This is a genomic window from Nocardia sp. NPDC004415 (assembly GCF_053602435.1).
On sequence record NZ_JBSGDP010000034.1, the window covers coordinates 1 to 26,306 of the forward strand.

At 70.2% G+C, this 26,306-nt stretch carries 25 protein-coding genes; 15 read left to right on the forward strand and 10 right to left on the reverse strand.

Going from position 1 to position 26,306, the window contains the following annotated elements; genetic code table 11:
- Positions 1-302 (forward strand): flavin monoamine oxidase family protein (locus tag ACWEMY_RS17395; protein ID WP_452390839.1); only part of this gene is annotated, 302 nt, incomplete at its 5' end.
- A 55-nt stretch (positions 303-357) separates the two neighbouring features.
- Positions 358-972 carry a DUF1345 domain-containing protein gene (locus tag ACWEMY_RS17400; protein ID WP_452390840.1) on the forward strand — a complete coding sequence of 205 codons (615 nt, stop codon included), beginning with the start codon at positions 358-360 and terminating at the stop codon, positions 970-972.
- A gap of 11 nt (positions 973-983) precedes the next feature.
- Here ACWEMY_RS17400 and ACWEMY_RS17405 read toward each other — a convergent pair whose 3' ends face one another.
- The 3 genes from ACWEMY_RS17405 to rph form a co-directional block, all read right to left on the reverse strand.
- Positions 984-3,275: an FdhF/YdeP family oxidoreductase gene (locus tag ACWEMY_RS17405; RefSeq protein WP_452390841.1), complete on the reverse strand. Its 2,292-nt coding sequence runs from the start codon at positions 3,273-3,275 to the stop codon at positions 984-986.
- A 33-nt stretch (positions 3,276-3,308) separates the two neighbouring features.
- The gene (locus ACWEMY_RS17410) at positions 3,309-4,592 is read right to left on the reverse strand and encodes an MFS transporter (RefSeq protein WP_452390842.1); all 1,284 of its coding nucleotides are present in this window, start codon (positions 4,590-4,592) and stop codon (positions 3,309-3,311) included.
- 70 nt (positions 4,593-4,662) lie between these two features.
- The gene (rph, locus tag ACWEMY_RS17415; RefSeq protein WP_452390843.1) at positions 4,663-7,272 is read right to left on the reverse strand and encodes a rifamycin-inactivating phosphotransferase; all 2,610 of its coding nucleotides are present in this window, start codon (positions 7,270-7,272) and stop codon (positions 4,663-4,665) included.
- A gap of 284 nt (positions 7,273-7,556) precedes the next feature.
- Between rph and ACWEMY_RS17420 the strand changes: the two genes are divergently transcribed.
- Together ACWEMY_RS17420 and ACWEMY_RS17425 are read left to right on the forward strand one after the other, a co-directional pair.
- Positions 7,557-7,724, forward strand: a complete 168-nt coding sequence (locus ACWEMY_RS17420; protein WP_452390844.1) for a hypothetical protein — start codon at positions 7,557-7,559, stop codon at positions 7,722-7,724.
- Between the two features lie 220 nt (positions 7,725-7,944).
- Positions 7,945-9,216, forward strand: a complete 1,272-nt coding sequence (locus ACWEMY_RS17425) for a PucR family transcriptional regulator (protein WP_452390845.1) — start codon at positions 7,945-7,947, stop codon at positions 9,214-9,216.
- An 18-nt stretch (positions 9,217-9,234) separates the two neighbouring features.
- Here the strand turns inward: ACWEMY_RS17425 and ACWEMY_RS17430 are convergent, their stop codons facing one another.
- Positions 9,235-10,263: a LacI family DNA-binding transcriptional regulator gene (locus ACWEMY_RS17430; protein WP_452390846.1), complete on the reverse strand. Its 1,029-nt coding sequence runs from the start codon at positions 10,261-10,263 to the stop codon at positions 9,235-9,237.
- A gap of 157 nt (positions 10,264-10,420) precedes the next feature.
- On the opposite strand from ACWEMY_RS17430, the gene ACWEMY_RS17435 reads away from it, so the two are divergent.
- The 5 genes from ACWEMY_RS17435 to ACWEMY_RS17455 all read left to right on the forward strand — a co-directional run bounded on the left by ACWEMY_RS17435 (position 10,421) and on the right by ACWEMY_RS17455 (position 14,650).
- Positions 10,421-11,695, forward strand: a complete 1,275-nt coding sequence (locus ACWEMY_RS17435; RefSeq protein WP_452390847.1) for an aryl-sulfate sulfotransferase — start codon at positions 10,421-10,423, stop codon at positions 11,693-11,695.
- Entirely contained in the window at positions 11,692-12,516 is an 825-nt protein-coding gene (locus ACWEMY_RS17440) for an ABC transporter permease (RefSeq protein WP_452390848.1), read from the forward strand. The genes ACWEMY_RS17435 and ACWEMY_RS17440 overlap by 4 nt, the downstream gene beginning before the upstream one ends.
- 1 nt (position 12,517) lies before the next feature.
- Positions 12,518-13,276 carry an ABC transporter ATP-binding protein gene (locus ACWEMY_RS17445; protein ID WP_452390849.1) on the forward strand — a complete coding sequence of 253 codons (759 nt, stop codon included), beginning with the start codon at positions 12,518-12,520 and terminating at the stop codon, positions 13,274-13,276.
- 24 nt (positions 13,277-13,300) lie between these two features.
- The gene (locus ACWEMY_RS17450; protein ID WP_452390850.1) at positions 13,301-14,266 is read left to right on the forward strand and encodes an ABC transporter substrate-binding protein; all 966 of its coding nucleotides are present in this window, start codon (positions 13,301-13,303) and stop codon (positions 14,264-14,266) included.
- Between the two features lie 117 nt (positions 14,267-14,383).
- Positions 14,384-14,650 carry a hypothetical protein gene (locus ACWEMY_RS17455; protein WP_375926453.1) on the forward strand — a complete coding sequence of 89 codons (267 nt, stop codon included), beginning with the start codon at positions 14,384-14,386 and terminating at the stop codon, positions 14,648-14,650.
- 180 nt (positions 14,651-14,830) lie between these two features.
- Here ACWEMY_RS17455 and ACWEMY_RS17460 read toward each other — a convergent pair whose 3' ends face one another.
- From ACWEMY_RS17460 to ACWEMY_RS17475, 4 genes are all read right to left on the reverse strand, one after another.
- A complete protein-coding gene (locus ACWEMY_RS17460; protein ID WP_452390851.1) occupies positions 14,831-15,241 on the reverse strand; it encodes an arsenate reductase ArsC in 411 nt (136 codons plus the stop codon).
- Entirely contained in the window at positions 15,238-16,317 is a 1,080-nt protein-coding gene (arsB, locus tag ACWEMY_RS17465) for an ACR3 family arsenite efflux transporter (protein ID WP_452390852.1), read from the reverse strand. The genes ACWEMY_RS17460 and arsB overlap by 4 nt, the downstream gene beginning before the upstream one ends.
- Entirely contained in the window at positions 16,314-16,688 is a 375-nt protein-coding gene (locus ACWEMY_RS17470) for a metalloregulator ArsR/SmtB family transcription factor (protein ID WP_452390853.1), read from the reverse strand. Before ACWEMY_RS17470 ends, arsB begins: the two co-directional genes overlap by 4 nt.
- A gap of 74 nt (positions 16,689-16,762) precedes the next feature.
- Positions 16,763-17,281: an ArsI/CadI family heavy metal resistance metalloenzyme gene (locus ACWEMY_RS17475; RefSeq protein ID WP_452390854.1), complete on the reverse strand. Its 519-nt coding sequence runs from the start codon at positions 17,279-17,281 to the stop codon at positions 16,763-16,765.
- A gap of 99 nt (positions 17,282-17,380) precedes the next feature.
- Between ACWEMY_RS17475 and ACWEMY_RS17480 the strand changes: the two genes are divergently transcribed.
- The 3 genes from ACWEMY_RS17480 (at position 17,381) to ACWEMY_RS17490 (ending at position 20,470) form a co-directional block, all read left to right on the forward strand.
- Complete coding sequence (locus ACWEMY_RS17480; RefSeq protein WP_375926466.1) at positions 17,381-17,737, forward strand: Rv2640c family ArsR-like transcriptional regulator; 357 nt, start codon at positions 17,381-17,383, stop codon at positions 17,735-17,737.
- Positions 17,738-17,936: 199 nt separating this feature from the next.
- Entirely contained in the window at positions 17,937-19,622 is a 1,686-nt protein-coding gene (locus ACWEMY_RS17485) for an alpha/beta hydrolase (RefSeq protein ID WP_452390855.1), read from the forward strand.
- A gap of 29 nt (positions 19,623-19,651) precedes the next feature.
- On the forward strand, positions 19,652-20,470 hold the full coding sequence (locus ACWEMY_RS17490; protein ID WP_452390856.1) for a cyclase family protein: 819 nt from the start codon (positions 19,652-19,654) through the stop codon (positions 20,468-20,470).
- A 6-nt stretch (positions 20,471-20,476) separates the two neighbouring features.
- Here the strand turns inward: ACWEMY_RS17490 and ACWEMY_RS17495 are convergent, their stop codons facing one another.
- On the reverse strand, positions 20,477-22,033 hold the full coding sequence (locus tag ACWEMY_RS17495) for an FAD-binding oxidoreductase (RefSeq protein WP_452390857.1): 1,557 nt from the start codon (positions 22,031-22,033) through the stop codon (positions 20,477-20,479).
- 131 nt (positions 22,034-22,164) lie between these two features.
- Here ACWEMY_RS17495 and ACWEMY_RS17500 point away from each other — a divergent pair, with 131 nt between their 5' ends.
- From ACWEMY_RS17500 to ACWEMY_RS17510, 3 genes are read left to right on the forward strand one after another with little or no spacing between them, the layout of a single operon-like run.
- Positions 22,165-23,199 carry an LLM class flavin-dependent oxidoreductase gene (locus ACWEMY_RS17500; protein ID WP_452390858.1) on the forward strand — a complete coding sequence of 345 codons (1,035 nt, stop codon included), beginning with the start codon at positions 22,165-22,167 and terminating at the stop codon, positions 23,197-23,199.
- A 43-nt stretch (positions 23,200-23,242) separates the two neighbouring features.
- Positions 23,243-23,995 carry a class I SAM-dependent methyltransferase gene (locus ACWEMY_RS17505; protein WP_452390859.1) on the forward strand — a complete coding sequence of 251 codons (753 nt, stop codon included), beginning with the start codon at positions 23,243-23,245 and terminating at the stop codon, positions 23,993-23,995.
- A 33-nt stretch (positions 23,996-24,028) separates the two neighbouring features.
- The gene (locus tag ACWEMY_RS17510) at positions 24,029-24,895 is read left to right on the forward strand and encodes a hypothetical protein (protein ID WP_452390860.1); all 867 of its coding nucleotides are present in this window, start codon (positions 24,029-24,031) and stop codon (positions 24,893-24,895) included.
- Positions 24,896-24,935: 40 nt separating this feature from the next.
- Here ACWEMY_RS17510 and ACWEMY_RS17515 read toward each other — a convergent pair whose 3' ends face one another.
- Positions 24,936-26,297, reverse strand: a complete 1,362-nt coding sequence (locus ACWEMY_RS17515) for an NtaA/DmoA family FMN-dependent monooxygenase (protein ID WP_452390861.1) — start codon at positions 26,295-26,297, stop codon at positions 24,936-24,938.
- Positions 26,298-26,306 lie beyond the last annotated feature (9 nt).

The following is a 26,306-nucleotide window of genomic DNA, read 5'->3' on the forward strand; positions in this document are numbered from 1 at the left end:
GCGTGCCCGAGCGCCGGGCCACCGCGCTGGCGACCCTGACCGAACTGTTCGGGCCGCAGGCCGCCGAACCGATCGACTACCTCGAACAGGACTGGATGGCCGAGGAATTCACCCGCGGCTGTTACGGCGGCCGCCTGGGCGCCGGGGTGTGGACGCAGTACGGCGCGGCGCTGGCCGCACCGGTCGGGCGCGTCCACTGGGCGGGCGCGGAGACCTCCGATGTCTGGAACGGCTACATGGACGGCGCCGTGCGCTCCGGCGTGCGCGCCGCCACCGAGATCCTCGGCCGCCCGGGTTCCTGAGGGCCGACGGCCTGTCGCCGCCGGATCGCGGGGGCGGCGGAGGAAGATCACGCGGATGAGAGCGATGGTGCTCGTGGGCCGGGTGCTCGAGGCGGCCCTGGTGGTCGTCGGGCTGATGGTGCTGTGGTCCGGCGAACCGGGCCGGGGCATGCTGGTCTGGAATGTGCTCGCGGCCGTCTGCGTCGGTCTGTGGATGCTGCGATTGCGGCGCAACGGCCGCGCCGACGATCCCGCCGACTGGCTCGACACGATCCCTGGCACCTGGACGGCCCTGCTCGCGACCGGCCTGACCAGCGCCATCGGGCTCACCGCCGTCGTCTCGATGGTCGCCGACATCGACGAGGACTTCGGTCCCGTCGCCAAGGGTGTCGCCGCGACGGCGGCGCTGCTGGCGTGGTTCCTGCTGCACCTCGGCTTCGCCGAGCAGTACGCGCGCACCTACTACCAGCGCCTGCCCGGCCGCGTGCTCGCCTTCCCCGGCACCGACCGCCCGAATCTGCTGGATTTCGCGTATTTCTCGTTCACCATCGGGGTGTCGTTCGCCGTCTCCGACGTGGAGACCACCGGGCGCGCGATCCGCGCCCAGGTTCTCGTGCATTCGGTGCTGGGATTCTTCTACAACGCCGCGGTGATCGGCGTCGCGGTCGGCGTGGTGACCGGAAAAACGTAGTGCCGCGGGATTTACACCGATCGTTCGATGACGACCTTCAGGTTCTTCATGATCGGCTGATCGCTCTGTGTGCTGAAATCGCCGATAGCGCACAGCACATTGAGCTCCGGCATGTATCCGGCCGCGCAGCCCCGCGGAATGTTGTACGGCACCGCCTTGTACCGCTGGACCGACCGCCTGCTGCCGTCGCGCGCGATACTGGTGATGTCGACCTCGTCGAATTCCGACAGGCCGCGTTCGCGCATATCGTCGGTATTCATGAAAACCAGTGTGCGCAGATTCTTGATGCCCCGGTAGCGGTCGTCGTCGGAATAGATCGTGGTGTTCCACTGGTCGTGTGAACGCACCGTGGCCAGGGCTAGCGTGCCGGGTTCGTGGAGCGTGTCGGGCAGGCGCACCGCCGAGAACTCGGCCTTGCCGCTGGGAGTGAGGAAGATCAGTTCGCGGGCGGGTTGCTTGATCCGGAATCCCAGCGGCAGGCGCACGCGCCGGTTGAAGTCCTCGAAACCGTCGAGGACCTGCGCCATCGTGTCGCGGATGCGGTCGTAGTCCTCCACATAGTGCTCCCAGCGGGTCGCGCTGCCGGGCAGGGCGGCCCGGGCGATCCCGGCCACGATCGCGGGCTCGGAGAGCAGATGCGGCGAGGCGGGCTTCTTCATCCCCTTGGACAGATGCACCATCGCCATCGAGTCCTCCACCGAGGTCTGCTGCAGGCCGCCGCGCTGCACGTCCTTCTCGGTGCGGCCCAGGCACGGCAGGATCAGCGCGCGGGTGCCGTGCACGAGGTGGCTGCGATTGAGCTTGGTGCTCACCTGCACCGTGAGTTCGCATTTGCGCAGTGCCTCGCAGGTGTAGGCGGTGTCGGGGGCGGCGAGGACGAAATTGCCACCCATCGCCATGAACACCCGCAGCTTCCCGGCCTGCATCGCCTCGATGGTGGCCACCACGTCGTAGCCGTCGGTGCGGGGCGAGGTGATCCCGCAGACCTCGTCGAGCCGGTCCAGGAAGTGCGCGGGCGGGTTGTTGTCGATGCCGCAGGTGCGGTTGCCCTGCACATTGCTGTGCCCGCGCACCGGTGACGGACCCGCGCCCTCGCGGCCGAGATTGCCGCGCAACAGCAGCAGATTCACGATCTCGCGAATGGTGTCGACGCCGTGTTCGTGCTGGGTCACGCCCAGGCACCAGCTGATGATGCTGCGGTCGGCGTCGCAGTACACCCGTGCCGCCTTGCGCACCTGCGCCTCGGTGAGCGCGGACTGCTGCTCGATCAGCGACCACGGGGTCGCCGCCACCGCGGCCCGGTAGTCGTCGAATCCGTGCGTGTAGCGCTCGATGAACTGCTGGTCGAGCGCGTGCGGGTCGGTCTCGGCTTCCTCGAGCACGGCCTTGGCCATGCCGCGCAGCAGCGCGAAGTCCCCACCGATGCGTGGTTGCAGGTTCAGCGTGGAGGTGCTGGTGGCGTGGAAGGTGGCCATGTTGAGGAACTCGTGCGGGATGATGGTGCGGGTCGCGCCCGCTTCCACCAGCGGATTGATGTGCACGATCTGCGCCCCGCGGCGATCGGCCTCGGCCAGCGCCGTCAGCATGCGCGGCGCGTTCGACGCGGCGTTGACGCCCAGGATGAACAGGGCGTCGGTGGTCTCCCAGTCCTCGAGATCGCAGGTGCCCTTGCCGGTGCCCAGCGCCGCCTGCAGGGCGCGGCCACTGGCCTCGTGACACATGTTGGAGCAGTCGGGCAGGTTGTTGGTGCCCAGTTCCCTGGCCATCAGCTGGTAGAGGAAGGTGGCCTCGTTGCCGAGCCGGCCGGAGGTGTAGAAGGCGGCCTGATCCGGATCGTCGAGTTCGCGCAGCGCCGTGCCCGCCAGGGCGAAGGCGTCGGCCCAGCTGATCGGGACGTAGTGGTCGGTGGCCGGGTCGTAGCTCATCGGCTCGGTGAGCCTGCCCTGATCCTCCAGCTCGCGGTCGCTCCAGGTGGCCAGTTCCGAGACACTGTGCCGGGCGAAGAATTCCGGCCCCACCCGCTTGTGGGTCATCTCCCAGGTGACGTGCTTGATGCCGTTCTCGCAGATATCGAGGTGGATGCCCTTGATCGAATCGGGCCACGCGCAGCCGGGACAGTCGAAACCGCCGTTCTCGTGGTTCATCTTGAGAATTGCGCGGGAACCGAGAATCGGTTCCTTCTCTTTCCCGATCATGAACTCGGTCACCGATTTCGCGGCACCCCAGCCCGCGGCGGGATGGTGATAGGGAGAGAACTCCGGACTGTCGTCGGAGTCGATCCGATTGCTGGAATCGATGGCCATGACAATCCCTTCGACGACGGTCGAAACCCCATTTCAGGCACCAGCACGAATAGTACTCGCGTGGGTGCCGGAATCCGTGTCCGCCGTCGCGAGGGCGCGATGCAGTCCGGCGGGTCCCAGGCCGCGCGCCAGACCCAGCACCAGGGCGGCGCAGCCCAGGCCGGACAGCACCAGAGCGGTGCCGAACAACGCCGGATATCCGGCCGTCTCGCCGACGATCCCGGCCGTCATTCCCGCCACGCCCTGCACGACGACGATCGCGCAGGCCAGCAGCGTGTAGTCGCTGCCCGCGTACTCCCGGTCGGCGGCGTCCATCATCAGCGCGAACACCGCGACGGTCGCCGCGCCACCGAAGACGTGTTCGGCCAGGCTCGCGGCCACCAGCAGCTCGAAGCCACCGGCACCGAGGGCCGCCACCAGATACAGCGCGATGCTCGCGGTCTGGGTGATCCCGCCGATCAGCAGCGCGCGCCGACGGCCGAGGCGAAACGCCAGCCAACCGCCGAACGCGGCACCCGCCAGCGCGCCGGCCGAGGACAGCACGCCCTTGATCAGCGCGATCTGGCCGAGGTCGAGGCCCCGGTCGGACAGGAACGGGCCGGTCAGCGCCGAGGCCATCGTGTCACCGAACTTGAACGCGCCGATCAGCGCGATGAAGGTCAGCATGCCGGGGCGGCGCAGCCGCGACCACCAGGTGCCCAGCAGCTCGGTGGGGCGCGGGCGCGCCGGACGGTCGGCGACCGGTTCGCGCAGCAGCCACACCGGCACCGTGGTGAGCACGATCAGCAGCGCCATGGCCACGAACACCAGCCGCCAGCCCGCCAGCGCGAACACCCACAGCAGCGCGCCGCCGCCGACGATCATCCCGACGCGATAGGCGCCCACCTGGATGCCGTTGCCCAGCCCGCGTTCGCGCGGCCCGAGCAGCCGCACCGCGAGCCCGTCGGTCGCCACGTCCTGGGTCGCCGACAGCAGATTCACCACCACGATCCCGGCGAACAGCCAGCGCAGCGACGACGACAGGTCCAGGCAGGCCAGCACCGCCGCCACCGCCGCGGCCGAGAGCTGCAGTGTCAGCAGCCAGGTGCGCCGGGTGCCGTACCGGTCGACATACGGGGCCCACAGGAACTTCAGCGCCCACGGCAGGAACAGCACCCCCGAGGCGCTGATCACCACCAGCGAATAGCCCGATTCGCGCAGCACCACCGGCAGCGCCTGGGTGAAGAAGCCGAACGGCAGGCCCTGCGCGAAGTACAGCGACGACAGCAGAACCAGCGTGCCTGCGGTGATCACACCCGGTCGGGTGGCGGTGCTCATCGGCCCATCGTCGCAGAGACCGCCGCCCGGCACAGGGCACGGACTCGGCGCGATCCGAACGGTTGCCCGGCTACCCGAGGATCTCGACGTACCCTTCCGTGCCGTGCACCCGGATGCGCTGCCCGTCGCGGATGCGCGCGGTGGCGTGCTCCACCCCGACCACCGCGGGCAGCCCGTATTCGCGCGCGATCACCGCACCGTGGGTCATCAGGCCGCCGACCTCGGTCACCAGCCCGGCGACGGCGACGAACAGCGGGGTCCAGCTGGGATCGGTGTAGGCGGTGACCAGGATGTCGCCCGGATCCAGATCGGCCCGCGCGATATCGGTGACCACCCGGGCCCGCCCCTCGATCGTCCCCGCCGACACCGCCGTGCCGGGCAGCGCGTCCGCGGGCAGGTCCGCGCGCCGGTACGTCCCGGTGAGCGCCTCGCCGTCGGAGGTGAGCACCCGCGGCGCGGTCAGTGTCCGGAACATCCGGAACTCGGCCCGGCGCTCGGCGAGCAGGGCGGGATCGGCTCGCTGGGTGCGCACGACCTCGGCGAGTTCGTCGTAGCGCAGGTAGTAGATGTCGTCGGGGGCTTCGAGCACACCGGCCGCCACGAGCCGGTCCGCCTCCCCGAGCAGCGCCTGCTTGTAGACCGAATACCGGCTCACCATCCCGTATTTCGGGTACTCGCGGTAGCCGGAGAAGGCGCGCAGGCGCCGGATCATCCGGTCGGTCTCGGCGGCCTTGCGCTCGCCGTCGGGCTGTGCGCGCAGCAGGTCGAGCAGTCGCCGCCGCTGCCGTTCGGCGTCGCGCAGCCCGTCCTGGAAGCGCTGTTCGGCCGCGCCGGGCCCGAAATTGCGGATATTGCCGAGCAGGATCGGTACGAGCGTGGTGGGTTCCTCGTGCCAGCGCGGGCGGGTGATGTCGATCTCCCCGGCGCAGCGCATCCCGAACCGGGCGAGGAAGTCCTCGATCGCGGCACGGCCCGCCGGACCACCCGGCAATGCCGCCAGCTCGTCGAGGAAATCGCCGTCGGCCCCGGTCTCCTCGACCCGGCGCAGAAAGGCCACGATCTCCGGGTGTGGCCGCAGCACATCGGCGACATCGAGCAGGGCCAGCCCCATCTCCGAGGTCACATTGCCCGGCACCGACTGGGTGAGGGCGTCAGCGGAGTTCTTCTCGCCCAGCCACTCCCACAGCCGGTCGTTGAGCCACTGCGTGGAACCCATGGCCACCATGATCAGCCGGATGCTCTGCGGGCTGAACAGATCGCGCCGCAGCTCGGCGATGTCGTCGCGGACGAAGTCGATCAGCGCGGGGCCGGTCAGGGCGGCGATCCTCGCCCGCAGCGCGGCGAGGGAGGTCTCGCTGCTCGCGATCAGTTCCCCGACGAGGGCGGGATCGGGGTCGTCGGCGGGGTCCGCGGGCACGGTCCCGGCCGGTGCGCGCACGGCCTCGGCTTCCGGGAGCAGGGGGAGGAAGTCCTCGCGTGCGAGCACCGTCGCCAGCGCGTCGGCGATCAGCGGATCGGACGTGGCGAACCCCTCGACCAGCGCGGTGCGGGCCGCGGGGGACGACAGCATCCGGGTGGCGTCGACGAACAGCCGGCCGCCCGCGTCGCGCATCGGGGCGCTGCTGGTCATCTGCCAGAACGAGATCCCCAGCGGCTTCATCGCATCGGTCATCATCTGCTGATGCCCCACCGAGATGTAGACGTGGTTGCCGTCGTCGGCGGCCCGCGGAATCGGGAACAGCGTGGTGATCGGCCTGCTCTGCACGACCAGGATCTCCTGCCCGTCGAGGCACCATTCGATGTCCTGCGGGCTGCCGAAGTGGGCCTCGATCCGGCGGCCCAGCGCGGCCAGCCGCAGCACCTCGGCCTCGGTGAGCACCGGCTCCGCGCGCCGGGCTCCGGCGATCTCGCGCACCTGTGTCCCGCCGCCCGCCACGGGTTCGACGGCGAGCTTCTTGGTCGCCACCGTCCGGTCGACGATCACTCCGTCGCGCACCCGGTAGTTGTCGGCGTTCACCAGTCCCGACACCAGCGCTTCTCCGAGCCCGAAGCCCGCGTCGACCGACACCACCCGCCGATCGGAGGTCACCGGGTCGGCCGTCATCAGGATGCCCGCGGCCCGCGCGGGCACCATCCGCTGCACCACGACGGCCATCCGGATCACGCTGTGCCCGAAGCCGTTCCGCAGCCGGTAGACGACGGCACGCTCGGTGAACAGCGAGGCCCAGCACCGGCTGACGTGCGCGAGCACCGCCGCCGGACCGACGACGTTCAGGAAGGTGTCCTGCTGCCCGGCGAAGGACGCCGTGGGCAGATCCTCGGCCGTCGCGCTGGAACGCACCGCGTACGCACCCGTCACCCCGAGGCGCGCGTGCGCCGCCCGGATCTGATCGGCCACCTCGCCGGGCACGGGCAGGTTCTCGATCGTGTGCCGGATCCGCGCGCTGAGCGTCGCGACGGCGTCGCGATCCCCGGGGGCGAGATCCGCGAGCGCCGCGATCAGCCCGGCGAGCTCCGGTGCGTCCGCGAGGACCCGGGTGAACGCCTCGGTCGTCACGCAGAAGCCCGCCGGGACCGCGACCCCCGCCACGCGCGTCAGCTCGCCGAGGTTGGCCCCCTTGCCGCCCACGAGCGCGCCCTGGGCGCGATCGACCTCGCCGAAGTCGAGCACATAGCTCATCCTTGCTCCTCACCTGGTGGTTTCGTGACGACGGCAGCGATTATGGACCAGAAATCGGCGCGTCATGAGGACCCGGAATCGTGTATAAACTGAAAGGGGGAGGGGGTCGTCGGCGCGGCTGAGGCGGGCGGCGATCGGCGTTGTAGGTATCCATGACGATTCCGCGCATTGTGCGGAGAAAGTCAGAAACTCAAGAGATTTCACCGCTCGACGTGTCCATTGTGATCTGATCGAGATGTCCCCGAGATGGGGATGTGTCACACAATGCAATCGAGGTCTACGTTATGAAATCCAGAACTGCCCGTCCGCTCGCCGTCGTCGCCCTGGTACTGTCCGCGGGCGCGCTGAGCGCCGGAACAGCCACCGCGGCGGCGCCCGAACCCGTCGTGGGTTCGGTGGAAGTGTGCCTGCCCATCCCGGTCGGCCCGATCGAACTGAGCTTCTGCCTGTAACGGGTCAGCCGGAGTGCCCCCGGCGGTGGCGAACCGCCCTGTGCGCGGGATTGCGCGGTCCCGCCGCGATTCGCCGTCGCCGGGTGGCCCCGATTTTGTAGGAACCCCCAATCGATCCGGATCGACGTTGCCGTTCGTCACAGGCAAAGGCGAGGCGGCGCTGTGCCGCACACGGTAAGTTGGGACCTTGCCCAGTTGATCTGGGTGGGAAGGATTCATCATGGCAGGCACACGATCCATCGCTCCGTTCCTGACCGCTGCCGGTCGTCCGGTATCGACCCCGTTGAAGGACGTGCGTGCGATCTCCCGCCAGATGGTCGGGCATTTCATCGAGAATGTCGTGCCCTGCGCGACACTGCCCGGCGAGGTCCTCGACGGTGACGTCACCGCCGTGACCAGGGTGTGCCTGGAGCTCACCGGCGGCGTGCTCGACGGCCGCGACCTACCCGGGCGCCTGGAGCGCATCCAGGCGGCGGCCGCGGGCTGGGCGCGCGAAGGCATCCCGATCGACACCATCCACACCGCCGTGCACGAGGGCTTCAAACTCGGATTCGACCTGGTCACCGCCCATGTGACCAATCACGACCACGACACCGTCGTCGGCGTGGCCCGCAGGCTCACCGACGTCCAGAGCATGATCACCTCGGCGGTCTCGATGGCCTACGTGCGCGAGCTGCGCTCCGTGGTCAGCGAGCACCACACCGCCGTGCACACCCTCACCTCGGCCCTGCTGGGCGGCCAGAACACCTCGACGATGGCCAGGGAATGCGGGATCGAGGTCGCCGAGCGCTATCACGTCATCGCGCTCGCCCTGCCGCCGCATCCCGAAGAACTCGACCCCTCGCTGGACGCGAATGTGGTCGCCCGCCGCAAATTGCGGCGCGTGCAGGCCGAATTGGCGAATCTGTGCGTGGGCAAGGTGCTGTCGCTGCTCAGTGTCGACGGCGGCACCCTGCTGCTGCCCTGTTCCGAATTCTCCGAACCCGAACTGGATCAGTTGATCACCGCGCTGTCCGCGGCGGCCCAGGTGCCGGTCCGGGCGGTGACGATGCCGGCCACGCCCGCCGAAATACCGCGCGCCGCCGAACAGGTCCACGAACTGGTGGAAATAGTGCACCGGCTCGATGGTGAGAGCAAGGTCTACCGGCCGCACGAATTGGCCTTCGAATATCAGCTCACCCGCCAGGGACCGGCCCGCGACTATCTGAGTTCGGTGGTCGATTCCCTCGAATCGCACCCGGAATTGCTGCAAACGCTCGAGGTATATCTGGCCTCGAACATGCGGCGCACACAGACCGCGCGTGAATTGTTCGTGCACACCAATACCGTCGACTACCGGCTCAAGCGCATCGGCCAGCTGACCGGCTTCGACCTCAACGACATCACCGGACTCTGTTATCTGCGCGCCGCCCTGCTGATCCGCGCGCATCGTGGTTCCGGACGCGAGCGCACCGCGCGCGCCGACCGTGAGACCCGCTCGCGCGCAGGCTGATGCCCCGACGCGGTGTCGTCACAGCGGCCCCGCGCACCCGCACGATTCCCCGGGAGCCAGCACGACCGGCATGGGCTCCGGCGCGTTCGCCGTCTCCGTCGACGGGCCGAGCAGCCGGTCCAGGGCATGCCGGGTGATCTCCTCGATCGGCTGCTGCACCGAGGCCAGAGTGATCTGAGCGAACTGCCGTGCCGCGTCGGTGTCGAAGCCGACCACCCGGATCTGTTCCGGGACAGTGAGTTCCGCGTCGGTGATCGCCCGCAGCGTGGCCGCGGCCTGGGCGTTGGTGCCCACGACGATGCCCTGCGGTAGCCGCGCGCAGGTGCGCAGATACGCGCTGACCTGCGCGTAGGCCCCGGCGGCGGTGAGATCGGTGCGCACGACCGGCGCGGACTCCCCGGCGACCGCGGCGAATCCGCGGTGCCGCTGCGCGACGGTCTCGCGGTCGCCGTAGCGGACGTCGGCGGCGGTGAAGCCGCCCACGAAGACCAGTTCACGGCAGCCGTGGACCTCGGCGAGATGCTCGGCGGCGAGCCTGCCCGCGGCCATGTGATCGGCCCGGACGAGCGGCGCGTCGACGGGGGTGCGGGTGTTGTGCGCCCACACCACCGGCAGCCGGGCCCGCGCGCAGATCGCGCTGGTCCCGGCCGGATCCACCGCGCCGGCGACCAGCAGGCCGTCGATCCCGACCTCGGTGAACGCGGTGGTGAACTCGATCTCGCGGTCGGGGTCGTAGCCGGTGTTGCCGATCATGGTGAGGTGGTCGCGGGCTCTGGCCTCGATCTCCACCCGGCCCACCAGGGCCGCGAACAGGGGCATGGTCAGATCCGGCACCAGCAGCCCGATCTGCCGCCACCGGCGGGGCCTGCGCAGCGCCCTGGCCAGCCGGTCGGGGCGATACCGCAACGCGTCGGCGGCGGCGATCACCTTGGCGCGCGACGCTTCCGAGACCGGGCGCGGACCGTCGTTGAGCACATAGCTCACCACGGCCGTGGAGACGCCCGCGCGGGCCGCCACGTCGGCGAGGGTGGGTCGTTTGGCGGTCACATCCGGGGCAGTCTGCCCGCCCGGTCGCCGGTGCCGAAGGTTTTCGTTCATCGCGATTCCTACCCTGTTCCGTTCCGTGTCCGTCTCTACGCTAATCGATTAGATCCGTTACCGACGCGACCCACGGGCGCAACAACCGACAGGTGAAGTAGACGACATGTCCTACGCACGACTCACGGGAGTCACCCATCACGAACCGGGCGCCGCCCACGACAGCCTGGTGCTGTTCACCGGTGCCGACTCGGTCACCCGTCTGCTCGCCCTCGACGGAACCGTCGTGCGCGAATGGCCCTACGCGGGCGTGCCGCCGCGCATCATCGACCCGGCGCTCAACGGCGGCAAGCTCGGCGATCTCGGGGTGCAGTTCGGCGAGAGCGGTGACGGGCGCGGCGGGATCTACGCCAACGGCACTGTCGGGCAACTCGATTGGTCCGGCGAACGGGTGTGGGAGTGGGGGAGCCGGGCGCCCGGCGGCGCGGCCCGCCAGAACCACGACTGGCAGCTGCTGCCCAACGGCAACCGCCTGCTGCTGGTGACGGTGCCCCGTGTGGTCGACCAGCTCGGTATCGCGGCGACCGTCGGTGACCAGGGACTCTACGAGGTGGCGCCGGACGGCGAGATCGTCTGGCAGTGGCTCGCCGGAGACCATCTCGACGAATTCGGTTTCTCCGCGGCGGGATTCGCGGCCCTGCGCGAAACGGCCGCCCGCGACCCCGAGGACCCGTGGGGCTACCTGGAGATGAACAGCGCCACCCCGCTGGGCCCGAACCGCTGGCACGACGCCGACCCGGACAGCGTCTTCCACCCGGACAACATCCTGGTCAGCTTCCGCAAGGCGAATGTGATCGCGCTGATCGACAAGGTGTCCGGCGCGGTGCGCTGGCGGCTCGGTCCCTACTTCGAGGCCGCGCCGGGCGCCCAGCACCAGCGGATCAACGCGCACGCCGTGCCGCGTCCGGTCGACCAGATCTCCGGCCAGCACAATCCGCACCTGATCCCCGAGGGGCTGCCCGGCGCGGGCAATATCCTGGTCTTCGACAACCAGGGCGGCGCGGGGTATCCGCCTGCGCCGCTGGGCATCTACGCGGGTTCGCGGGTGCTCGAGATCGACCCGGTCACGCGCGAGATCGTCTGGCAGTACACCGCCGAGGACTCCGGACGGCCGTCGTGGACGTTCTTCAGTTCCTTCGTCAGCAACGCCCAGCGGCTCCCCAACGGCAACACGCTGATCACCGAGGGCATGCACGGCCGGATCTTCCAGGTGACCCCGGCGGGCGAGGTGGTCTGGGAGTACCACAGCCCGTACGTGGGTTACGGCGTGGGCGGGGAGCCGGAGGTGCGCGAGCCGCGGGTGCCCGGCGTCGACCGGCTCACCCTGACTCCGCTGGTCTACCGGGCCTACGCGGTGCCCTTCGCCTGGGTCCCCGCATGACCGGGACCGTGCGCAGGCCCGCCGCGGTGAATCCGCGGCGGCTGCCGGTGGCCTCGTGGATCTCGCGTGGCGGGTCGCTCGGCTGGACCGTCGCGGGGCTGGTCCTGGCCGGGCTCGCCTGGACGCTGCTGGTGGCGTCCGGGCAGTTCCCGCGCGAACTGCTGCCCAGCGTGCCCGAGATCCTGCGCGCCGCCGCCGAACTCGGGCGCGAGGACCTCCTCGCCACCGATGTGCTGGCGAGTCTGCGCCGGGCGGTCGGTGGATTCGCTCTCGGCGCGGTCGCCGGGATCGGAGCCGCCGTCGTCACCGCGAACACGACGCTCGGACGGAACCTGCTCCAGCCCGTTCTGCGGCTGCTCTCGCCGATCCCGACCATCGGCCTGGTGCCGCTGGCCATTCTCTGGTTCGACCTCGGTGAGGGCAGCAAGGCGCTGGTGATCGCGCTCGGTGTGTTCGTGCCGGTGTGGATCAACACGCACGCGGGCCTGGCGAGCACCCCGCGCGACTACCTGCGGGCCGCTCGCTGCCTGGGCGCTGGCCGCGGCCAGATCCTGCGCGAGGTCGTGTTGCCGGAGGCGGCGCCCGACATCGTCCCCGGGCTCCGGGTCGGCGCCGCGATGGCCTTCGTGCTCATCGTCGTGGCCGAGATGAGCGGCACCACCGCGGGACTCGGCTACCGCATCTACCAGGCCCAGCTGTTCTCCCAGGCCGATCGGCTGATCGCCTGCCTGATCGTGCTGGGTGTCCTCGGCGCCCTGGCCGACCTGGCCATTGCCTCGACCACCGCCCCGCTGACCCGCTGGGCCGCGGAGGAGCACTGACATGGCCATCCGGACCGACGATCTCGTCGTGCACTACCCGGGAAACCCGGCCCCCACCCTCGACGGCATCTCGCTGACGATCCCCGACGGATCGTTCACGGTGCTGCTCGGCGCCTCGGGCTCGGGCAAATCCACCCTGCTGCACTGCTTGGCCGGGCTCATCACCCCGACCTCGGGCACGGTCACCGACCACGGCGCCGCGGTGACGGCCCCGGACCCGCGCCGCGGCGTCGCCTTCCAGCGCGATGTGCTCTTCCCGTGGATGAGCGTGGCCGACAATATCGGCTTCGCCCTGCGCGCCCGCGGTGTCCGCGCCGCCGACCGGCCCGCTCGCGTCGCCGCCCTGCTCGACGATGTCGAACTGGCCCGCACGGTCGCGCACCGGCGCCCCAGCGAACTCTCCGGCGGCATGCGCCAGCGGGTGAGCATCGCCCGCCTGCTCGCCGGCGAACCCGCCGTGATGCTCATGGACGAGCCCTTCGCCGCCCTCGACGCACTGACCCGGCTGAAGATGCAGGACCTGCTCACCGACCTGTGGACCCGCGCGCGGCGCACCATCGTGTTCGTCACCCACGACATCGACGAGGCGATCCGGCTCGCGGACACCGTCGAGGTGCTCGACAACGGCCGCCTCACCGAGCGCATCACCAACCCGCTCGACCGGCCCCGCCCCGCGGACACCCTCGCCGACCGCCCCGGTTACAGCGAGATCCGCAAGCGACTGCACCACCGGCTGGGCATCGCCCAGCCCACCCGCTGAACCCCATCACCCCGAGGAACCCCTGTGAAGACATCTCTGACGCGGCTCGTCACCGCCGCGATCACCGCGACCGCCCTCGCGTTCACCGCCGCGGCCTGCGGCGACAGTACCGCCGCGGACCCGGCCACCCTCACCGTCGGCTTCGTGGTCGACCCGTCGTGGGCCCAGGTGCCGGTGGCTGCCGCGGCCGGCTATTTCGGCAAGCACGGCGTGAAGGTCGAGGTGGTGAACTTCCCCTCCGGCATCGAGGCCCTGCAGGCCGTCGCGGCCGGTCAGCTCGACGTGGCCACCGCCGCCGATGTTCCCAGCGCCGCCGTGCTCAGCAAGTCGCCGTCACTGCGCGTGGTGGGCGACGGCGCCCGCTGGGAGGGCTCGCGCATCATCGCCCGCCGCGACGCGGGCATCAGCACCGTGGCGGATCTGGCGGGCAAGAAGATCGGGACGCCGATCGGCACCAGTGCGGCCTACTTCGCGGCGAATACGTTGGCCGACAACGGCATCGAGGCCGAGCTGGTCCAGGTGGCGCCGTCGGCGACGGTGACCGCCGCGACCCGCCACGATGTGGACGCGGTGTCGATCTTCCAGCCCTATCAGGCCCAGGTCGTACAGGCGCTCGGCGCCGACGCGGTCGAGCTGACCGGCGGCAGCTACCGCCAGCACAGTCTGTATCTGGCCGCGGAGCGCGCGGTCACCACCAAGGCCACGGCGTTGTCGGCGTTCTTCGCCGCGCTCGACGAGGCCGGGCAGGATCTGCGGAATCTGTCCGACCCGGCGATCACGGCCGTCGCCACCGCGACCCAGCTCGAACCGGGGCTGCTGCGAACGGTGTTGCCGCAGTTCGACTTCACGCTCCAGCTCACCCCGGAGCTGGCTGCCAAGCTCGGCGAACTCGGTACCTGGGCCAAGGGCCAGGGCAAGATTCCCGCGAGCACCACGCTGCCCGACTACGCCACGGTCCTGGACTATCGCTTCCTGCCCGCGAGCCGCTAGCCTCACTGTCCGGCCGGGACTTTCGGGAAGGGAGTTGCCGGTACCGTCGTCACCGGATAGCCTCGATGTATTCAGTGTACAAATGTTCACTCAACACATCCGGGCGGGGTGGCGACAATGAAGTTGCAGACATCGGTAGGTGCCTGGCTGGACACGGCCGCGGACGACCTGCGTGCCCTGGGTGAGCTCGCCCGCGAGGTCCAGGCGGCGGTGCTCACCCGGCAGCAACGGATCCGGCGCGCCGCGGCCGCCACCTCCGGCCGCGACGTGATGTGGGAGGGATGCGCGATGGCCTACGACATCGTCGACCTCGCGGACGCCGCGCGCCGCGCCCGCTCCGACCGGCCACGGAACCGGCCCGCCGATCCGGACGTGTGGCGATGAGCGGCATGGCGCTGCTCGTGCTGGGCGCGCTCGCCGCCTTGGCCGTGGGATCGGTGTTCGCCGGGTATGCCGTAGCCGCCGTCAGCTGGTGGCTGGCCGTGGACCGTCCCCCCTTGGTCACCCGCCTCTGCGCGGCAGTGCAGCAATGCGGCCGCGCCGGTGGGCCCACCGGATTCCCGATCAGCGCACGGCCGGTACCAATTCGTCGATCAGGTCTTCGACCAGGATCCTGATCCGGTCCCGAATCGGACGGACCGCGTCGATGCCCTGCCCGGCAGGATCGTCGAGCACCCAGTCGCGGTAGCTGACGCCGGGAAAGAACGGGCAGGTGTCCCCGCAGCCCATGGTGATGACGACATCGGAGGTCTCGACCGCGTCGGAGGTCAGGATCTTCGGCCGCTGTCCGGCGATATCGATCCCGAGCTCGGCCATCGCGGCCACCGCTGCCGGGTTGACGGTGTCGGCCGGTGCGTTGCCCGCGGAACGGACCTCGACGGCGTCGCCTGCCAAATGGGTGAGGAATCCGGCGGCCATCTGGGAGCGTCCGGCATTGTGTACGCAGACGAACAGGACGCTGGGCGTGGATGTCATGGGGCGCTGGGCCTTTCGGTCGTCGGAAATCGTTCGCGCAGCGCGAGTGCGACGTAGACCAGCGCGACCAGCACCGGGACCTCGATGAGCGGACCCACCACCCCGGCCAGTGCCTGACCGGAGGTGACGCCGTAGGTGGCGATCGCGACGGCGATGGCGAGTTCGAAATTGTTGCCCGCGGCGGTGAACGCCAGGGTGACGGTGCGCGCGTAGCCGAGTCCCAGCGCGGCGCCGAGAACGTATCCGCCGCCCCACATGATCGCGAAGTAGGCGAGCAACGGTACCGCGATCCGGGCGACGTCCCACGGCCGCGCGGTGATCTGCTCACCCTGCAGCGCGAACAGGATCACGATCGTGAACAGCAGCCCGTAGAGGGCCAGCGGGCCGATGCGCGGCAGGAACCGCGATTCGTACCAATCGCGGCCCCTGGCGCGCTCGCCGGCGCGGCGGGTGAGGAATCCGGCCAGCAGCGGAATCCCGAGGAAGATCAGCACCGATCGCGCGATCTGGCCGGGCGAGGTGTCGATGGTGGTCTGTTCCAGGCCGAGCAGGCCGGGCAGTGCCGTGAGGTAGAACCAGCCGAGAGCGGCGAACATGACCACTTGGAACAGCGAATTCAGCGCCACCAGGACGGCGGCGGCCTCACGGTCGCCGCGGGCGAGGTCGTTCCAGATGACGACCATGGCGATACAGCGGGCCAGGCCGACGATGATCAGCCCGGTCCGGTACTCGGGCAGGTCGGGCAGCAACAGCCAGGCCAGCGCGAACATCAGCGCCGGACCGAGAACCCAGTTCAGCACCAGTGAACCGAGCAGCAACCGGCGATCACCGGTGACGGTACCGAGCTGGTCGTAGCGGACCTTGGCCAGCACCGGGTACATCATGATCAGCAGACCGAGGGCGATCGGCAGCGAGATGCCGTCGAGTTCGACGGCGCCGAGCGCGTCGCCCAGGCCGGGAATCGCCCGCCCGAGCAGCAGGCCCGCTGCCATCGCGACCCCGATCCAGACCGGCAGGAAGCGGTCCGGCGTCGAGAGCCCGCCGACCACCGACGGGGCTTCGACGGTGTCGCTCACGCGGTCACCGCGGTCCCGGCCTCGACCGCGAGTACCTCCGACAGCCGCGCCAGCGCGTGCGGCACGACCCGGTAGTACACCCACGACGCGCGGCGTTCGCTGGTCAGCAGGCCGGCCTCGCGCAGCACCTTGAGATGGTGCGAGATCGTCGGCTGACTCACCTCGATTCCGGCCGAAAGGTCGCACACGCACGCCTCCCCGTCGGCCCGTGAAGCGATCGAGGAGAGCAATCGAAGCCGGACCGGGTCGGCCAGCGCCTTGAACAGCCCCGCCAGCTCGACCGCGGTCTCGCCGCTCATCGGGGGACGCGTGCGTGGTGTGGCCGCGCATTCGGGTGCGGCCACACTCAGCGGCAACTCTCGATTCGACATCCATCGATATTGACGGATATCGAATCGAGAAAGCAAACGAACACCGCGTGAACTCGCCGACGGACGGGGTTCGCTCAGCCGCAGCAGCTTGCGCCGGAGGCCACCGCCGTTGCCTTGGCCTCGGTCCCGCAGCACGCGTTCTCCGCGTCCGCTTCGGCGGTGGTGCCGCAGCACACACCGGCCGATTCGGTCGCGGCGCGTGGGAGTTCGGGTGCGGTGCCGAAGGTTTCGCTGTCGGCCAGCACTGTGTAGACCTCCCACCGCTCGCCGCCGGGCCCGGTCACCCACACCTTGTCCTGGGTGGCGAAGCAACACGTGGTCGCGATCTGCTCCTCGGTGAACAGGCCCGCCTCCGACAGCCGGGCGATCTCGCCGTGGACCTGCTCGGAGGAATCCACCTCGACCCCGAGATGGTTGATCGACCCGCCCTGCCCGGTGTTCTCGATCAGTACGAGCTTCAGCGGGGGTTCGGTGATGGCGAAGTTGGCGTAGCCGGGCTTGTACTTGGCCGGTGCGGTGGCGAACAGGGTCGAGTAGAACTGCACGGCGGTGTCGAGGTCGTCGACATTGAGGGCGAGCTGGATGCGGGACATGATCGAACCTCCACTTGTGAGACATATGTCGAAGAACTTGCGGGTCGAGTCTGCGCCACCTTTTCGACGTATGTCAATACCGCGCGTAGGGTGGCTGCCATGCCCAAGGCGCTTCCCGTGATCGACATGTCCGCGCCGGTCTGCTGCGCGCCGGTGGCGGCGGAACCGGTGGACGACGACGCCGCCCTGGCGGTGGCGCTGCGGCTCAAGGCGATCGCCGATCCCGTGCGGGTGAAGCTGATCTCGCTGCTGCTGACCACTCCCGGTGGCGAGCGCAACGGTGGGGAGCTGGCCGCCGCGGTCGGGCTGGCGGAATCCACGGTGTCGCATCACCTCGGGCAGCTCCGCAAGGCGGGGCTGGTGAGTTCCGAACGGCGGGGGATGAACACCGTGCATCGGGCGCGCCGTGACGCGCTCGCCGCGCTGTGCGCGGTGCTGGACCCGAACTGCTGCTAGGTCCGGCGGAACTGTTCGGCTCCGCGAAGCGTCGATGACAGCTGTCTACGACGCGGAAAACCCGGACGACGCGAATCCGAATATCCGGTGTTTCATGGCCGTATAGTGCAGAAATGCGCCGCGCCGCAAGAATATCGAGACGATCGGATTCGCCAGGCTTCGCCGCGGTGCCCGCCGTGCGGGAAAACGGCTGCGGCTCATGACAACCGGGAGCGTCGAGGACGAAACGGCCCGCGAACACCACGCGGCGCGCGCGGTCGCGGCCCGGGGCAGTGGTGCCGGTTTCGGCGGGGCGGTGGGTGCGGTAGTGCTGGTCTGGCTGTCGCTGACACCCTCGCTGCTGCCACGCGGACCGCTGTTCCAGGGACTGGTGTCCGGTGCCGCGGCGGCGGTCGGATACGGGCTGGGGGTCGCCGTGGCCGCGCTGATCGGCTGGCTGCTGCAACGCCCGCTCCCCGGCCCGCCGCGGATCGTGCGCTGGGGGCTGGGCATTCTCGCCTGCGCCGCCACCGTGGGCGTGCTCTTCTGGTACGCCGGATGGCAGAACGAACTGCGCACACTCATGGGTGTGTCCGATCTGCCCTGGCACGCCTATCCGATCCTGGCGGCCATCGCCGCCGTCGTCTTCCTGGTGCTGCTGGTGGTGGCGCGGGTGTGCCGGGCGGCGGCACGTGGCCTCGGCAAGCTGCTGTCGCGGGTGTTGCCGCCGCGGGTGGCCGCGCTGCTGGCCGGCATCGCGGTCGTCGCGCTCGCCATCGCGCTGCTGAACGGCGTGGTCGCCGAGGTCGCCATGGCGGCGCTCAACAACACGTTCAAGGCCGTGAACGAGGAGATCTCCGCGGACACCCCGCAACCGGAGTCCCGCGATCGGTCCGGGGGTCCGGGCTCGCTGGTGAGCTGGGAATCGCTGGGCAGGCAGGGCCGTATCTTCGTCGCCAACGGGCCGACCGCGGCCGAACTCACCGCCTTCAGCGGAACGCCCGCCCGCGAACCGATCCGTGTCTACACCGGTCTGGACTCGGCCGGGAACGTCCGGGCCGAAGCCGATCTCGCGGTGGCCGAACTGCGGCGCACCGGCGCCTTCGAACGGTCCGTGCTCGGCGTGGCGACCGCCACCGGCACCGGATGGATCAACGAATCGACCGCCTCGGGCATCGAATATCTCGCCAACGGCGACAGTGCCCTGGTGAGTATGCAGTACTCGTATCTGCCGAGCTGGCTGTCGTTCCTGGTCGACCAGGAACGGGCCAAACAGGCGGGCCAGGCCCTGTTCGAGGCGGTGCACGCCGAGTGGGACACCCTCCCGCCGGACCGGCGCCCGAAACTGGTCGTCTTCGGGGAGAGCCTCGGCTCCTTCGGTGGCGAGGCCGCCTTCTCCGGAATCCAGGATATGGCCGCGCGGACCGACGGCGTCCTGTTCGTCGGCCCCACCGCCACCAACCCGGTGTGGCGCGACGCCACCGCCCGCCGCGACCCCGGCTCCCCGCAGTGGCTGCCGATCTACCGCGACGGCCAGACGGTCCGATTCGCCGCGGGCGCAGCCGATCTGGCCCGCCCGGCCCGGCCGTGGCCCGCCCCGCGGGTGGTCTACCTGCAGCACGCTTCCGACCCGATCACCTGGTGGACACCGCAGCTGCTGTTCCAGGAACCCGACTGGCTGCGCGAACCACGCGGGCCCGACGTGCTCGCGGGCACCCGCTGGATTCCGGTGGTGACCTTCCTGCAGGTCTCGGCCGACATGGCCGTCTCCACCGATGTCCCCGACGGTCACGGCCACACCTTCCACGCCGCGATCGCCGACGCCTGGGCCGCGATCCTGGAACCCCCGGGCTGGACGGCCGCCGACACCGAACGGCTGCGCCGCGTGCTGCGGAACGAGGACTGAACAGCGGCCGGCTCGGCTATCTTGAGCCGATGTGCGCCCCGGAGATCGTCCGTCACGTCCGCGAGGCCGCGCCGCGCCCGAACCGCCGTGCCCTGTTCGGGCTGGCGGGGCTGGCCGCGGCCGCCGCGGTGGTGCCCGCGCCCGCCGCGGCCACACCCCGCGCCGGCGGTGTCGTCGACCTGACCTACACCCTGACACCGCAACTCCCGGTCTGGCCGGGTAATCCGCCGATCACCATTGTCCCCGTGGCCTGGCACGCCTCCGGCGGCTTCGGTCAGCTGGCGCTGGGCTACTGGGAGCACACCGGCACCCACCTCGACGCCCCGGCACACCGGATTCCGGGCGCTGCCACCACCGAGGCGCTGGCCGCCGCCGACCTGGTGGCCCCGTTGGTCGTCCTCGACATCAGCGCCAGAGCCGCGGACGACGCCGACGCGGTGGCCACCGTCGCCGACATCGACCGCTGGCGCGCGGCCCACGGCGAGATCCCCGAGCGTGCCTTCGTCGCCCTGTATTCCGGCTGGGAGCATCGCCTCACCGACCCGGCGACCTTCCTCAATCTCGACGGCCGGGGCCGCCCGCACGCCCCCGGATTCTCCGGTGAGGCCGCCGAATACCTGGTGACCCAGTGCGGCATCGTCGGCGCGGGCGTCGACACCCTCAGCCTGGACTGCGGCGCCGACCCCGACTACGGCGCCCACACCGCCCTGCTCGGCGCGGGCTGCTATGGCGTGGAGATGCTGGCCGCCCTCGGCTCGGTGCCGCCCAGCGGCGCGACCGTCGTGGTCGGCGCGCCCAAACACGCGGGCGGCACCGGGGGACCGTGCCGCGTGCTCGCGCTCACCTGAGCGTCGTCAGGTGCCGATGGAGAGCTGGTGGCGGAAGGTGTCGCGCGGATCCCACGTCGCCTTGACCTGCCGCAGCCGCGGATAGTTCTCGCCGTAGTAGAAGGCGTGCCAAGGTAATCCGGAGGTGTTCCATGCCGGGTCGGCCAGGTCGGGGTCCGGATAGTTGATGTAGCTGCCGCCGTAGTTCTCACCGGGCACGGGCACGCCACCGGTGCCCGCGTGCACCTCGCGATACATCTCGCGTGCCCAGCGCAGGTAGCGCTCGTCGTCGGTGGGCAGCCGCCACGAGGCGTGGATGAGCATCTTCATGAACGAATCCCGCGCGGGCATGGCCGTCGCGTCGGCGCTGACGGCATTGATCGCGCCGCCGAAGGGCAGGAATTCCAGCTGGGATTCACCGAGGAACGCCGGATCGGTGAGATAGCGGTAGAAGATCCGCAGCTGGTCGGGGGTGTAGGGGTTGCGCAGGTAGGCGGCTTTCACCTTCACGCGTGTGGAGTTCGCGCCCTTCGTGTAGTACACCTGGCGCACGGTGTCCTGGTAGGGCAGCTCGGTGACCGGCAGGACGATCGCACCGGGCGCCACCCCGTCACACACCGCCGCCACGAACGCGTCGAAACGCGCCCGGGCGTCGGGACTGTCGGCGTCGAGCAGGATCAGCATCTCGGCCGCGGCGGTGCCCGTGGTCCGGAACATCAGTGGCGCGTACAGGCCGGCGAACTCGTCACCGGGCGCGCTGTGCCGGGCGAAGAAGCCGAGATAGTTGCTCAGGAACCGCACGAAGGAGTCCTCGGTGGCGACCGGCAGGATCAGCCGGGCATTGAGCATCCGGCGCGGCGGGGTGGGCAGCGCGCGGGTGGGATCGGTGCCGTCGGCATCGGGAGAGCGCAGCAGGAATCGCGTCACCACACCGAAATTGCCGCCGCCGCCACCGGTGTGGGCCCACCACAGGTCGTGCTCGGGTCCGTCCTTCATGGCGGTCACCGTGCGCGCCGAGCCGCCGGCGTCGACGGTGACGACCTCCACCCCGGCCAGGTGATCGGCGACCAGCCCGAATTTCCGCGACAGCGGACCGTAGCCGCCTCCGGTGACGTGCCCGCCCATCCCGACACCCAGGCAGATACCACCCGGCACCGTCACCCCCCACCGGCTGTACAGCGCGTCGTAGACGCTGCCCAGATCGGCTCCCGCGCCGACGGAGACGGCGCGGTGCTGCTCGTCCCAGTGCACGGCGGTGAGCTCGCCGAGGTCGATGAGCGAGCGGGTCTCGGCACTGTCGACGAAGCCGTCGAAGCAGTGTCCGCCCGAGCGCACGGCGAGGGTGGAGTTCTCCGCGACCGCGCGGGCGACCGCCGCGCGGACCTCCTCGGTGGTGCCCGGCACGTAGATCCGGTCCGGCCGGGCCTGGAAGCGGCGGTTGTAGCCGCGCAGGGTCAGCGGCAGATAGCGGGCGTCGCCCGCGCCCAGCACCGGTTCGGCGGCGCGGGCGTGGGGCATGCCGAGCGCGGCGAGCGCACCGCCCGCGGCGGCCGCGGTGATCAATCGTCGACGGGACAGGGACACCGGAATCCTTTCAGCCGAATCCGCTCGGACACTAGCCGACTCCCGATCGGGCTGAGCGCAATTCTGGCCGTCGGCCCGCGACTCGGGTTCCATCGAGTCATGGCGATGCGGGCAGTACGGGGACGGCGGGCATGAGCACTCCGCGGATCAGCAGTCTGGCGTTCCTGACGCCGGGCAACTATCTGGACGAAGACCCGTACAGCGGGCTGGAGGACACGCTGCGGCTGTTCGAGTTCGGCGAGCGGATCGGCTTCGACGGGGCCTGGATCCGGCAGCGGCACCTCGAGCACGGGGTCGGGTCGGCGGCGGTGTTCCTGGCCGCCGCGGCCCAGCGCACCCGCCGCGTCGAGCTGGGCACCGCGGTCATCCCGATCGGCTACGAGAGCCCGTTCCGGCTGGCCGAGGACCTGTCGCTGGCCGATGTGCTCTCGCGGGGCCGGTTGCAGCCCGGATTCAGCGCGGGCGTCCCCCCGCACGCCGACCTGATCGGGCACCTGGTCTTCGACGGCGACTGGCGCGATTTCGACCTGTCCTATGGGCGGGTCGCCCGGCTGATCGAGAATCTGCGCGGTGACTACCTCGGCGACGCCGACACCGTCATCCACTCGCCGGGCAATGTCCAGCGTCCCCGGCTGCAACCGCACAGTCCCGGCCTGGCCGACCGCGTCTGGTACGGCGGGGCGAGCGTGCGCTCGGTGCGCTGGGCCGCGGACAACGGGCTGAACCTGCTCAGCGGCAATATCCTGCACGGCACCCCCAGTGACGATTTCGGCACCGCCCAGCTCTCGCTGATCGAGGACTACCGCCGCCGGATCGACGCGTCCCGCCCCGCCCGGGTCGCCATCGGCCGGGTGATCGTGCCGTTCGACAGCGCCGACCGGGCCACCCGTGAGCGTTACCGCGCCTACGCCGCCGAGCGCCACGACCGCACGCTCAGCCCCCAGGGCGAGCGTCGGGTGCTGTTCGCCCGCGATGTCGTCGGCACCGCCGAGGAGATCCTCGAACAGCTGCACGCCGACCCGGTGCTGGCCCACACCAGCGAGCTGCGCCTGGAACTGCCCTACGAATTCGACCGTGCCGACTACGAGCAGATCCTGCACGACACCGCCACCCTGATCGCCCCCGAACTGGGCTGGAAGCCCGCGCTCGCCGACGAAGCCGCCTGATACCCCCAACCGGTGACCGTGCCGGCACCCCCGGAAGGTCCCGATGCCCGGCCCGCGCCATTTCGACACGCACGCCGAGGTATACGACCGCGCGCGCCCGCCCTACCCCGTCGAACTCTGGACGCGGCTGCGGGAACTCGGCATCCTCCGCGACGGCATCCGCGCGGTCGACCTCGGCGCGGGCACCGGACTGGCGACCGAACCGCTCGTACGCGCGGGCGCGACGGTCACCGCCGTCGAACCCGGCGCCACCCTGGCCCACCGGCTCCGGCAACGCCTGCCCACGGTCACCGTCCACGTGGCCACCGCCGAGACGGCCCCATTACGCCCGGCGGCGTTCGACCTGGCCGTCGCGGCGACGGCCGTGCACTGGTTCGACCTCGACACAGTCCTCCCGAGAGTGCACCGCGCCCTGATCCCCGACGGCCATTTCGCCGTGTGGCGCACCATTTTCGACGACCCGACGATCCCACCCACCCCCTTCCGCCGCCACATCGCCGCCATCACCGCCCGCCGCGGCCCACGCTCACCCCGGCCCGCCCCCACCGAATCCGACACCGCCGCCTGGGCCCGCACCCTCACCCACACCGGCCACTTCCACGCGGTCCACGTCGCCGAATTCCCTTGGTCGATCGACCTCCGATCCCCCCAGATCCGCGACCTGCTCACCACATTCAGCGACTGGACCCCGATCGAAGTCGACGAAGCCGCCCGCACGGTCGACCACCTCGGCGGCACCGTCCGCGAGCACTACCGCACCCCCCTGATCGTCCTGCAACGCCTCCCACACGACTGACCCCGCCCCCACCGGCTCGATAAGCTGGCGCCCATGAAGCAGCACGATGTGAGCTCCCTGTCGAGCTGCGAGGAGGCCCTCCGCATCGCCCGCGACCTGACCAAGAACCCCGACTCACTGGTCGCCTACCCACACAAAAGCCTCGAGAATGCCCGTCACGGACGAGGATTCGCCTTCCTGAACACGATCGAGACCGACTCCGGCGATCTCGACGGTTACGTCCTGGTGAGCACGGCCGGCTACGGGAGCGGATTGCTTTCGGCGGCCGGGCGCACCATCGACACGGTGATCGCCGAGCACCTGGCCCGCGCCGAGCATGTCAACCGGCACATTCCCGACCGCGAGCTCTCCCCGGCGCACCGGCTGGCGATCGCGGCCTACGACGCCGGACTGTCGCGTATCGCGGAACTGCCGGAACGGGGCCGGGTCGATGCCGCGACGGCCGATTACGCCGAGTTCCTCCTCATCGGCTTCCGGCGCCACCGCAATCCCGCGCATTCCGGGCGTAATATCCTGGCCCACAACGACTTTCTGATGCGGGGACCGGTGGCTCGGCGGCGGTACACGCAACCGTGCCCGCACTGTGAGTGCCCGGCGGTCTACGAGGCGAGCTATCCCCGGGCGGTGTGTGATCGGTGCCGGAGCCGGACCACTGATCGGGCCGGTCGGCTGGTCACCGGTTTCAATACCGGCCTCAGCGGCGGGATGATCGCCTACTTCACGGACACGCTCGACGGTTCGGACGGCGGCGGGTCGGCGCGGGAGGAGTGTGTGGAGGTCACGCAGAGCGAGAGATGTTTCCTCGACGGGCAGCCCGTGAGTATGCGGGAGGCGCGGCTCGGGGGGATCGTCGTCGAGTCGCTGTCACAGGAGCGCCGCCGTCGGTGGTGGTGGAGGTAGGGGGTGCGGTGGGCATCGGGGGGATGCCCACCGCGGGGGTTCAGGCGGGGACGGTGGAGGGGCGGGCTGCGGGGAGGCCGAGGTTGTCGCGCAGGGTGGTGCCGGTGTAGTCGGTGCGCAGGGCACCGCGGTCCTGGAGGAGGGGGACCACGCGGTCGACGAATTCGTCGAGGCCGGTGGGGACCAGGTGGGAGCCGAGGATGAAACCGTCGGAACCGTCCTGCTGGACGAAGGAATCGATCTTCTCCGCGACCTGGGCCGGGGTGCCGACGATCGGGCCGCGTTCGAACTGGTCGATCACGGTCTCGCGCAGCGTCAGCTTCTTCGCCTCGGACACCTCGCGCAGCGTGCGCACGGTGGCGAAGCGGTCCTGATGCAGGAAGGCGCGCCCCTGGATGATCGGCGGGCCGTCGGGATCGGGCTCGATGTCGGGGATCGGGCCCTCGGGGTCGTAACCGGACAGGTCGCGGTTCCAGATCTGCTCGAGCAGGATCAGGGCCGTCTGGCCGGTGACCTGTTCGTCGCGGATCGCGTGATACTTCTCGATCGCCTCGGCCTCGGTGTCGCCGAGCACGAAACTCGCCGACGGCAGGATCTTGATGTCGTCGGCCGAGCGGCCCGCCGCCACCGCGCGCGCCTTGATGTCGCGGTAGAACTCGGCCGCCTCGGGGAGCTTGCCGTAGGGCGAGAAGATGGCGTCGGCGTTGGCGGCGGCGAAATCGCGGCCCTGCGGGGAGACACCGGCCTGCAGGATCACCGGCCTGCCCTGCGGGCTGCGCGGAACGGTGAACCGGCCCGCGATGTCGAACTGCTGCCCACGGAAAGCGAACTCGCCCGCGTCGGGACGGGCCAGGAACCGCCCGCTGTCCTTGTCGGCGACGATGTCCTCGGCATTCCACGAATCCCACAGGGCCCGTACGGCATTCAACGTCTCCTCGGCCCGCACATAGCGGTCGGCGGGGTCGAGGAACCCGCCGCGACGGAAGTTCTGCCCGGTGAACGCGTCGAAGGAGGTCACCACATTCCAGGCGGCCCGGCCGCCGGAGAGGTGATCCAGACTGGCGAACTGACGGGCCAGCTCGTAGGGCTCGTTGAACGTGGCGTTGATGGTGCCCGCCAGGCCCAGATGCTCGGTGACCGCGGCGATGGCGGCCAGCACCCCGAAGGTGTCGGGCCTGCCGATGATGTCCTGGTCGAAGATCTGTCCGGCGCGTTCGCGCGGGATGAGTCCCTCGGCGAGGAAGAAGAAGTCGAACTTGCCGCGTTCGGCGGTGCGGGCGGTGTGCTCGAAGGTACTGAAATCGATCTGGCTGCCCGCCTCGGGATGCCACCAGGCGGTGTGGTGGTTGACGCCGCCGAGGTAGGCGCCCAGGATGACCTGCTTACGGGGTGTATTGCTCATCGACGGACC

Excerpts from the sequence above, each read along its gene's own strand:
- ACWEMY_RS17400 (WP_452390840.1), top strand. The coding sequence starts at position 358 with ATGAGAGCGATGGTGCTCGTGGGCCGGGTGCTCGAGGCGGCCCTGGTG.
- ACWEMY_RS17405 (WP_452390841.1), bottom strand. The coding sequence starts at position 3,275 with ATGGCCATCGATTCCAGCAATCGGATCGACTCCGACGACAGTCCGGAG.
- ACWEMY_RS17410 (WP_452390842.1), bottom strand. The coding sequence starts at position 4,592 with ATGAGCACCGCCACCCGACCGGGTGTGATCACCGCAGGCACGCTGGTT.
- rph (WP_452390843.1), bottom strand. The coding sequence starts at position 7,272 with ATGAGCTATGTGCTCGACTTCGGCGAGGTCGATCGCGCCCAGGGCGCG.
- ACWEMY_RS17420 (WP_452390844.1), top strand. The coding sequence starts at position 7,557 with ATGAAATCCAGAACTGCCCGTCCGCTCGCCGTCGTCGCCCTGGTACTG.
- ACWEMY_RS17425 (WP_452390845.1), top strand. The coding sequence starts at position 7,945 with ATGGCAGGCACACGATCCATCGCTCCGTTCCTGACCGCTGCCGGTCGT.
- ACWEMY_RS17435 (WP_452390847.1), top strand. The coding sequence starts at position 10,421 with ATGTCCTACGCACGACTCACGGGAGTCACCCATCACGAACCGGGCGCC.
- ACWEMY_RS17440 (WP_452390848.1), top strand. The coding sequence starts at position 11,692 with ATGACCGGGACCGTGCGCAGGCCCGCCGCGGTGAATCCGCGGCGGCTG.
- ACWEMY_RS17445 (WP_452390849.1), top strand. The coding sequence starts at position 12,518 with ATGGCCATCCGGACCGACGATCTCGTCGTGCACTACCCGGGAAACCCG.
- ACWEMY_RS17455 (WP_375926453.1), top strand. The coding sequence starts at position 14,384 with ATGAAGTTGCAGACATCGGTAGGTGCCTGGCTGGACACGGCCGCGGAC.
- ACWEMY_RS17460 (WP_452390851.1), bottom strand. The coding sequence starts at position 15,241 with ATGACATCCACGCCCAGCGTCCTGTTCGTCTGCGTACACAATGCCGGA.
- ACWEMY_RS17470 (WP_452390853.1), bottom strand. The coding sequence starts at position 16,688 with ATGTCGAATCGAGAGTTGCCGCTGAGTGTGGCCGCACCCGAATGCGCG.
- ACWEMY_RS17475 (WP_452390854.1), bottom strand. The coding sequence starts at position 17,281 with ATGTCCCGCATCCAGCTCGCCCTCAATGTCGACGACCTCGACACCGCC.
- ACWEMY_RS17480 (WP_375926466.1), top strand. The coding sequence starts at position 17,381 with ATGCCCAAGGCGCTTCCCGTGATCGACATGTCCGCGCCGGTCTGCTGC.
- ACWEMY_RS17485 (WP_452390855.1), top strand. The coding sequence starts at position 17,937 with ATGACAACCGGGAGCGTCGAGGACGAAACGGCCCGCGAACACCACGCG.
- ACWEMY_RS17490 (WP_452390856.1), top strand. The coding sequence starts at position 19,652 with ATGTGCGCCCCGGAGATCGTCCGTCACGTCCGCGAGGCCGCGCCGCGC.
- ACWEMY_RS17500 (WP_452390858.1), top strand. The coding sequence starts at position 22,165 with ATGAGCACTCCGCGGATCAGCAGTCTGGCGTTCCTGACGCCGGGCAAC.
- ACWEMY_RS17505 (WP_452390859.1), top strand. The coding sequence starts at position 23,243 with ATGCCCGGCCCGCGCCATTTCGACACGCACGCCGAGGTATACGACCGC.
- ACWEMY_RS17510 (WP_452390860.1), top strand. The coding sequence starts at position 24,029 with ATGAAGCAGCACGATGTGAGCTCCCTGTCGAGCTGCGAGGAGGCCCTC.
- ACWEMY_RS17515 (WP_452390861.1), bottom strand. The coding sequence starts at position 26,297 with ATGAGCAATACACCCCGTAAGCAGGTCATCCTGGGCGCCTACCTCGGC.